General features: G+C 62.8%; 6 protein-coding genes. 4 read left to right on the forward strand and 2 right to left on the reverse strand.

Annotated elements, in window-relative coordinates; all coding sequences use genetic code 11:
* The 3 genes from EOD07_RS16875 to EOD07_RS16885 all read left to right on the forward strand — a co-directional run.
* Window positions 1-621 (forward strand): glutamine synthetase family protein (locus EOD07_RS16875; protein WP_164772297.1); only part of this gene is annotated, 621 nt, incomplete at its 5' end.
* A 142-nt stretch (window positions 622-763) separates the two neighbouring features.
* Window positions 764-2,050, forward strand: a complete 1,287-nt coding sequence (locus EOD07_RS16880) for an FAD-binding oxidoreductase (RefSeq protein WP_127236275.1) — start codon at window positions 764-766, stop codon at window positions 2,048-2,050.
* A 257-nt stretch (window positions 2,051-2,307) separates the two neighbouring features.
* A complete protein-coding gene (locus EOD07_RS16885) occupies window positions 2,308-3,198 on the forward strand; it encodes an SH3 domain-containing protein (RefSeq protein WP_164772298.1) in 891 nt (296 codons plus the stop codon).
* Here the strand turns inward: EOD07_RS16885 and EOD07_RS16890 are convergent.
* Both EOD07_RS16890 and EOD07_RS16895 read right to left on the reverse strand, forming a co-directional pair.
* Window positions 3,182-4,501 carry a Mur ligase family protein gene (locus tag EOD07_RS16890; protein WP_127236276.1) on the reverse strand — a complete coding sequence of 440 codons (1,320 nt, stop codon included), beginning with the start codon at window positions 4,499-4,501 and terminating at the stop codon, window positions 3,182-3,184. The genes EOD07_RS16885 and EOD07_RS16890 overlap by 17 nt on opposite strands.
* 122 nt (window positions 4,502-4,623) lie before the next feature.
* Window positions 4,624-5,370, reverse strand: a complete 747-nt coding sequence (locus EOD07_RS16895) for an SDR family oxidoreductase (protein ID WP_127236279.1) — start codon at window positions 5,368-5,370, stop codon at window positions 4,624-4,626.
* A gap of 290 nt (window positions 5,371-5,660) precedes the next feature.
* On the opposite strand from EOD07_RS16895, the gene zwf reads away from it, so the two are divergent.
* A partial coding sequence (gene zwf, locus EOD07_RS16900; RefSeq protein WP_127236277.1) for a glucose-6-phosphate dehydrogenase occupies window positions 5,661-6,810 on the forward strand: 1,150 nt, incomplete at its 3' end.

The raw sequence follows: 6,810 nt of genomic DNA on the forward strand, positions 1-6,810 counted from the left end.
ACCTTCATGGCCAAGCCGATCCAGGGCCAGCCGGGCTCGGCCATGCACATCCACCAGTCGGTGGTCGACAAGAAGACCGGCAAGAACATCTTCTCGGCGGAGGACGGCTCCGAGACCGACGCGTTCTTCCATTTCATCGGCGGCATGCAGAAGCACGTGCCGAACGCGCTGGTGATGTTCGCGCCCTACGTCAATTCCTACCGCCGGCTGACGCAGCAGGCGTCGGCCCCGGTCAACAACAAATGGGGCTATGACAACCGCACCACCGCCTTCCGCGTGCCGCGTTCGGATCCGGCGGCGCGGCGCGTCGAAAACCGCATCCCGTCTTCCGACGCCAACCCCTATCTGGCGCTGGCCGCGTCGCTTGCGTGCGGGCTGATCGGCATGACCAGGAAGGTCAAGGCCGAGCCTCCCGTGCTGACCACGGCCAACGCCGACGAGATCGACCTGCCACGGAGTTTGCTCGAGGCGGTCGATCTGTTCGAAGGTGATGAGGAACTCGCGGCCATCCTCGGCAAATCCTTCGCCGCCACCTACGCGGCGATTAAACGGGCCGAATTCGAGACCTTCATGGAAGTGATCAGCCCCTGGGAGCGGGAATATCTGCTGCTGAATGTGTGAGTGGGCGACTTCGTCGCGTGAATGGTGAATAGTGAATGGTGAGTAGTTTCATATTGGACGGGTGAACGCAGCCAGCGCGCGTTGCACAGCCATTCACCATTCACCATTCACCATTCACTACTCACCATTCACTGGCGTTCCCATGCCCTACCAATCTCCCATTTCCCCCGGCCGCTCGTGGTACGAGGATACAGCCGGTCCTCGACTTGAATATCCTGCGCTTGATGGCGACCGGACCTGCGACGTCGTGATCGTCGGCGGTGGCTTCACCGGCCTCTCGGCCGCAGCGCACCTCGCAAAGGCCGGCGCAAATGTCGTCCTCATCGAGGCCTACCGCTTCGGCGACGGCGCGTCGGGACGCAATGGCGGCCAGCTCGGCACCGGGCAGCGCGCCTGGGCGGAGGAGTTGGAGGCCGAATATGGCCTTTCCCGCGCCAAGGCGCTGTTCGACATGGCCGAGGAAGCCAAGGCGCATCTGCTCGACTTCGCGGCCGCCAACGCGATCGACATCGACTATATGCCGGGCCAGCTTTCCGTGGCGCACAAGCAGCGTTACGTCGACGAGTACAAGCGCCACGCCGAGATCATGGCGAGCCGCTTCGGCTATCCGCATATCAGCTTCATGGACCAGGCGGAGACGGCGCAGCGGCTAGGCTCGACGCGCTACTTCGGCGGCACTCGCGATACGGGCACCGGTCACATCCATCCGCTGAAGTTGGTGATCGGCACGGCGAAAGTGGCGGCGGCGGCCGGCGCGCATCTCTTCGAGCAGACGCCGTCAACCGGCATCGTTTCCAATGGCGGCAAGGTGAAGGTCACGACGCGCAAGGGCACGATCACAGCCGGCAAATGCTTGATCGGGGTCAATGCCTATGGCGGCAATCTCGAGCCAGCGAGCGCGGCGCATATCATGCCGATCGGCTCCTTCATCGGAGCGACCGTGCCGCTCGGCGCCACCTCCAAGGTGCTGCCGGGCGGCGAGTCGGTCGACGATTCCCGCTTCGTGGTGCGCTATTTCCGCAAGTCGAAAGACGGACGGCTCCTGTTCGGCGGCCGCGAGGTCTATGCCGTCAACGATCCCAAGGACATCCATATCCACATCCGCAAGCAGATCGCCGAGCTCTACCCGGCGCTGAAGGATGTCGAGATCACGCATGGCTGGGGCGGCTATGTCGGCATCACGATGCCGAGAAAGCCGTTCGTGCGCGAGGTGATGCCGAAGGTGATTTCGATAGGCGGCTATTCCGGCCACGGCGTCATGCTGTCGCACTTCTTCGGCAAGCTCTATGCCGAGACCGTTGCCGGCAATCGCGACCGGCTGAAACTGATCGAGGATCTGAAAATCCCCGCTTTCCCGGGCGGCCGGCGATTTCGCGCGCCGCTCTTGTTTCTGGCCCTCAACTGGTTTGCGTTGCGCGACAGGATTTGAAGCTGACCACCCGGCCGAAGCCCCGATTCGACACGGGCGGCTTCCACGCGGCAGGTTGTGGAAGCCTTAACAGGCGCGCAGAATTTCGCAATTTGGCTCACTCATGCCATAATCAGCAGTAAAAGATGCAATTATGGGCGAAAATCCGGGGATTTCGCGGGCCTTGTCCGCAATAATTTCGGGACCGATGCCGATCGAAGCCAATCGTTGCGGCAATGATCGAAAGAACGTCGGCCCGCTTGTTGGAGGTGGTTTGAGTGAACGGGCCCTTCAGTTTCGGCATGCCGGAACGGCAGCGCTTTACAATGCAGTTCGGCTATAGCGTACGGCCATCCTTCTGGCAGAGGGTGCAGTCGAACGCCCATCTGGTCATTGCGGCGATCGGCACTGCCGCGTTGCTCGGCGTGGCCGCGGTGGCTCTGTGGCTTTGCTTTCCGGGCAGTGACCGGCAAGTGGCTGCGGCAAACGCCGCGCAAACCGTTCCGACAATTCCGGTGAAGACCACGAAGATCGCTCCGGCGACAGCGGCGGTCACCGTGGCGGCGGCGCCGCAAGCCGCGCGCAAGGCAGACGCGGTCACGCCCACGACGGCGGCTCGCGAAGCCAGCATTCCGGCGCTGGCGCCGAACAGTCCCCGCTGGACGGCTTCCGACGCCCAGACGCCGCCGGCCCCGGCCGATGACCAACCGGCTCCATCCAAGCAGGCCGCCGACACCAACCCCGCACAATCCACCGATACGGCCTTTGCCGAGGCCGATGCCGAGAACGACGCCTCGAACGCGCTTTCGCAGGTCGCGGGCGCCGCGAGCGAGACGTCGACGGCCGCGAAGAAACCTGACGACAAGATGGATGGCGCCCAAACCGCCGCCATTCCCGAAGCCAAGCCGCAGGTTCCAGATCCGCAGCCGGCAGCGACGGACGACTCGGCGCAGCCCAAGCCCAAACCTCAAAAAGCCAGCTCGGCCGCAAACGGGCGCATCTTGAGGCCCGTGACCATGCGCTCGGGCCCGAAGAAAGGTGCCGCCGCAATCACCACGGTGCCGGCCAAGGCATCAGTGCAGGTGATGAATTGCAAGCAATGGTGCGAGATCGTCTATAACGGCAAGCACGGCTGGGTCTACAAAAGCTACGTCAAGACCGGCGCCTGAAACCTAACCCGCCGAGCAGCCGTTCGTACCGACGTTTTCTGCGCTCGATCCTGCGGTTTTCGAGGAAGGACTTGTGTTCCTCGAACGGCACCTCGTACAAGCCGCACGTGTAACACCCTTCGTTCTTACCACATGCCGGGATCCAGCATTTGACGTCGTGGGTCCATGCCAGCGCAATCCTCTCCAGATGAAGATTCGCGGAGCTCTTGAGCAGGATCAGTTCGCCGGGGACCGCCGTCTGCTTGATGTGGTCCGAGGCGTCCTTCGGAGTACGAAGCTCCAGGAAACGCCCGCTGTCGCGGTCCGCCTGGCTCGCGCGTGAGCGATGGGCATTGTCACCAGTGTAGATAACCTCGTCGGCGATATCGCGCGCGACGCCATAGGCAGTGCGATATTTCCGCGACGAACCGGCGTAGTCGGAAATCTGGCCGAGAACGATCCGCTTACGAACAGCCCGCGCTTTGGCCACCATCTCGAACGCGATGTTCAGCGAATGCCAAGGCGCTTTGGCGGCATCGATGATGAATTGCGGGCCGCCATCGATCGCCTCCACCTTGCAGCGATTTGCCAGAGGTTCGAAGGATGCCGTCTTGGCCACGACTTCCTCCGGCGGGACACCAAGTTCCAGCGCCGTGACAATGGCGGCAGCCGCCGGCAGCCAGAAGTGCTCGCCGGGAAAAGGTGTTTGCACGTCGATCTCACCAGTATTCCAGCGCAGCGAAAATGTGAGCCGGTCGGGGTAGGCGGCATGGACCTCCGTTACACGATAGTCTGCAGTCTCCGACTGGCCGAAGGTCGCGACACGGCCCCTTACGTCTGAAGCCATACCGAGCACATGCGGGTCGTCGGCATTCAAGATTGCGAGCCCGCCCGGTGACAATGCCTCGACCAGGGCCTTTTTTTCCTGGGCGACAGCCTCCAGGCTCCGGAATTGAGCAAAATGCTCCAGCCTGACCATCGTTACGACGGCCAAGTCCGGCTTTAGCATCTCCGCCATCGGCCTGATCGAACCAGGCTCGAACGCGCCGGCTTCGAATACGACGTAGTCAACCTCGCCCGCGCGCTTCATGCGCTTGTAGAGCGTGCGGACGAGTGCCTTGAGCGTGTTGGCCAGAACCTGCGTATGGACGGTGCCGCGACCGGCCAGGATATGCCCAAGCAGGCTGGTTGCCGTCGATTTGCCGGAACTGCCGGTTATGCCGATGAAGATAGCCTTGCTTTGGGCACGCGCACGTCTTGCCCGATAGCGGCGCAATCGCCAGCCCAGATCATTGCGAATTTCACGCAGCCTGACCTTAACCACGCGCCAATTCCCCTACCCCGGTCCGTTATCGTTTCGACGGACCATGAAGTCAAATTGGAGACTTGGCTTGACGGCGCCAGCCTATCCGTTCGCCGCATAAGCAGCCGCTACCTGGAAACGGCTCAGATGCAGCGGCCGCCATCGACCTCCAGCGCCACGCCGGTGACGAAGGCGGCTTCATCCGAAGCCAGCCACAGCGCCGCGTTGGCGATGTCGAGGGGTGTCGAGAGCCGGCCGAGCGGGATCGAGGCGCGGAACTTTTCGCGGATCTCGGGCGTGTCGACGCCCATGAACTTCTCCAGCATGCCGGTCTCGCCGGCGACCGGGCAGAGGCAGTTGACACGGATGTTCTTCGGCGCCAGTTCGACCGCCATCGACTTGGTGGCGGTGATCGCCCAGCCCTTGGAGGCGTTGTACCAGGTCAGGCCTGGCCTCGGCCGAAGCCCCGCCGTCGAGGCCGTGGTCAGGATGACGCCGCCGCCCTGCCGGTCCATGATCGGCACGACGGCCAGCGCGGCGTGGTAGATCGCCTTCATGTTGACCGCTGTGATCAGGTCGAAGGTCTCCTCGTCGACGGCGAGCATATCGCCGTTGCGATGGGTGAAGCCCGCATTGTTGACCATGATGTCGATGCGGCCGAAGGCGCTCTTGGCGGCATAGATCATCTCGTCGAATTCGGAGCGCAGGGACACATCGGTTTGGGTCCAGATCGCGTTGGGACCGATCTCCTCGGCCACCCGCTCGGCGCCCTTGGCGTTGAGGTCGGCGACGACCACGCGCGCGCCCTCTTCGGCGAAGCGCCTGGCCATGCCCTCCCCGAAGCCCGACGCAGCACCGGTGATGATGGCGACCTTGTTTTCCAGACGCATGGTTTTCCTGCTCATTGGATTTCCGCAGTTCTTGATTTTCCGGCCGCCGCCCCGCAGCGGTATTCTCCCTTAGCTTTCGTCACATTCGCGTTCTATGGTGCGGCCGCGAACGTTGCCGGAAGCCATGGCTTTACCGACAGGCCTGTCGGCGGCGCAAGTGTCGGGAAACAGGTGGACCGATGCAACAGCAAGCGATTGGTCCTGCCTGTGACACCATGGCACTGGAAAATTTAAATCGATTAGAATATACCAACCACGCTGCCGGTATCCGGCATCAAATCGGACTGACCATGACCAGCCAGATCATCCCTGTCGATCCCTTCGACTTCATCATCTTCGGCGGCACCGGCGACCTGTCGGAGCGCAAGCTCCTGCCCTCGCTCTATTATCGCCAGCGCGACCATCAGTTCTGCGAACCGACGCGCATCATCGGCACCTCGCGCGCCAAGATGACCGACGCCGAGTTCCAGGCTTTCGCCAGGCAGGCGATTTCGTCCCACGTCAAGCCGGCCGATATCGACCAAAAGGAACTGGAAACCTTCCTGGCCAGGCTTTCCTATGTCCCGGCTGACGCCACCAGCGGCGCGGGCTTCGACAAGCTGAAGAAGGCGATCGGCGACAGCGACCGCATCCGTGCCTTCTATCTCGCGGTGGCGCCGGCGCTGTTCGGCGATATCTCGCACCAGCTCAAGCAGAACAAGCTGATCACGCCGAACTCGCGCATTGTGCTGGAGAAGCCGATCGGCCGCGACCTGACCTCGGCGCGCGCGCTGAACGACGCGGTGGGCGACGATTTCCACGAAGGCCAGATCTTCCGCATCGACCATTATCTCGGCAAGGAAACCGTACAGAATCTGATGGCGTTGCGCTTCGCCAACGCGCTCTATCAGCCGCTGTGGAACTCCGCCCATATCGACCACGTGCAGATCACTGTCGCCGAGACCGTCGGCCTCGAAGACCGCGTCACCTATTACGACAAGGCCGGCGCGCTGCGCGACATGGTGCAGAACCACATGCTGCAGCTGCTCTGCCTCGTGGCCATGGAAACGCCGTCCTCGATGGACGCCGACGCCGTACGCGACGAGAAGCTGAAGGTGCTCAGGGCGTTGAAGCGCATCAACGGCAACGAAGCGCCCAAGCACACGGTGCGCGGCCAGTATCGCGCCGGCGCTTCGGCGGGCGGCCCGGTCAAGGGCTATGTCGAGGAACTCGGCAAGGACAGCACCACCGAGACCTTCGTCGCCATAAGGGCCGAGATCGGCAACTGGCGCTGGGCCGGCGTTCCATTCTACCTCAGGACCGGCAAAAGGCTGGCGAGCCGGGTTTCCGAGATCGTCATCGAGTTCAAGCCGATCCCCTTTTCGATCTTCGACGACAGTGCCGGGCCGATTTTCGCCAATCAGCTGGTGATCCGGCTGCAGCCCGACGAAGGCGTCAAGC

The organism is Mesorhizobium sp. M2C.T.Ca.TU.002.02.1.1 (assembly GCF_003997225.1).

Excerpts from the sequence above, each read along its gene's own strand:
- EOD07_RS16880 (WP_127236275.1), top strand. The coding sequence starts at position 764 with ATGCCCTACCAATCTCCCATTTCCCCCGGCCGCTCGTGGTACGAGGAT.
- EOD07_RS16895 (WP_127236279.1), bottom strand. The coding sequence starts at position 5,370 with ATGCGTCTGGAAAACAAGGTCGCCATCATCACCGGTGCTGCGTCGGGC.